The 1,403-nt window shown below is 46.5% G+C and carries 1 protein-coding gene and 1 pseudogene; both read left to right on the top strand.

The genetic code is table 11. The annotated features are described in order from the left end of the window. On the top strand, positions 1 to 1,157 hold a 1,157-nt coding region (locus tag R8269_RS24420), incomplete at its 5' end, for an efflux RND transporter permease subunit (protein ID WP_318222800.1). A 24-nt stretch (positions 1,158 to 1,181) separates the two neighbouring features. Then, positions 1,182 to 1,403: pseudogene (locus tag R8269_RS24415) on the top strand (outer membrane lipoprotein-sorting protein); the annotation flags it as partial.

The following is a 1,403-nucleotide window of genomic DNA, read 5'->3' as shown; positions in this document are numbered from 1 at the left end:
AACGAAGAGCCTTGTTGCCACTTTCGGTTGCTGTCATTGTCGTGTGCGCGAGTCTTATCCCACTTAACAAGGTGAATGACGAATCGGTAGAGTACTTTGGTCAACGTAACGAGTTTCGTCAGGCTGCTGATTTTATGGAAGAGCGAATCAGCGGTATGACCAACATCAGCATTGCGATTAAAACCAACGAGTCTCAAGGTATTGCCGCTCCTGATTTTCTTAACACGATAGGTGAGTTTTCTAGTTGGCTACGAGACCAACCTGAAACAGACCATGTGGCGACATTGGCAGATGTTTATAAGCGTCTCAACAAGAACATGCATGGTGATGATGAGGCGTATTACTCGCTCCCTCAAGCGCGAGAGCTCGCAGCGCAATATCTACTGCTTTACGAAATGTCTTTGCCGTACGGCCTTGACCTCAATAATCAAATCAATGTCGATAAATCCTCGATCAAAATGGTGTTGACCGTGGCAAACCTCGGCAGTGTGGAACTGGTCGATTTAGAAAACAGAATCTATCAATGGTTTGCAGAGCATGCCCCTCAGTATCAAGTGGTTGCATCAAGCCCGTCATTAATGTTCGCCCATATTGGAGAGACGAATATGGCGAGCATGCTGTCCACTTTACCGATCACGCTTGTTTTAATTTCTGCCTTGCTGATTTTTGCACTTCGCTCCGTGAGATTAGGGCTAATTAGTTTGATGCCCAATATTGCGCCAGCGGTCATTGGCTTTGGTTTGTGGGCACTGATATCGGGTGAAATCAACCTCGGCTTATCCGTTGTTGTGACATTGACGCTTGGGATTGTGGTCGATGATGCCGTTCACTTCCTTTCCAAATATCAAAGAGCGCGCCGCGAGGGGCAAACTGCAGAGCAAGCCGTTCGTTACGCCTTTCATACCGTTGGCCGCGCACTGTGGATCACTACGGTGGTTTTAGTGGCAGGTTTTTCTGTATTGGCAATGTCTAGCTTCAGGCTGAATGCGGATATGGGGCAACTCAGCGCCATTGTTATCTTCATCGCTTTGGTTGTGGACTTCTTATTCCTCCCAACCTTACTAATGCTATTCGATAAAAAAGCGTACTTACAAGAAAGTCCGTCTGATAACGCGCGCTTGAAAGCGTCGTCCACCATCACTGCAACTCAGTCGTAACTCAGAATTAAAAGGAATTGAACCATGAAAAAAATGAACCACGTATTGCAAGTTTTGATGTTGTCGGCTTCGCTAGTTGCATCGCCATTCACTTATGCGAATGAAGAAAAAGGGCTGGAAATTGCCCAGGAGCGAAAAGCAAGAGATGAAGGTTGGGGCGACTCTATCGCAACCATGGAGATGATTTTAAAGAACGCACAAGGTGAAAGCAGTACGCGCCTTATGCGATTGAAATCTCTCGAAGTT

Source organism: Vibrio sp. Vb0667, from assembly GCF_033391095.1.
This window is presented reverse-complemented; position numbering and strand designations above follow the sequence as displayed.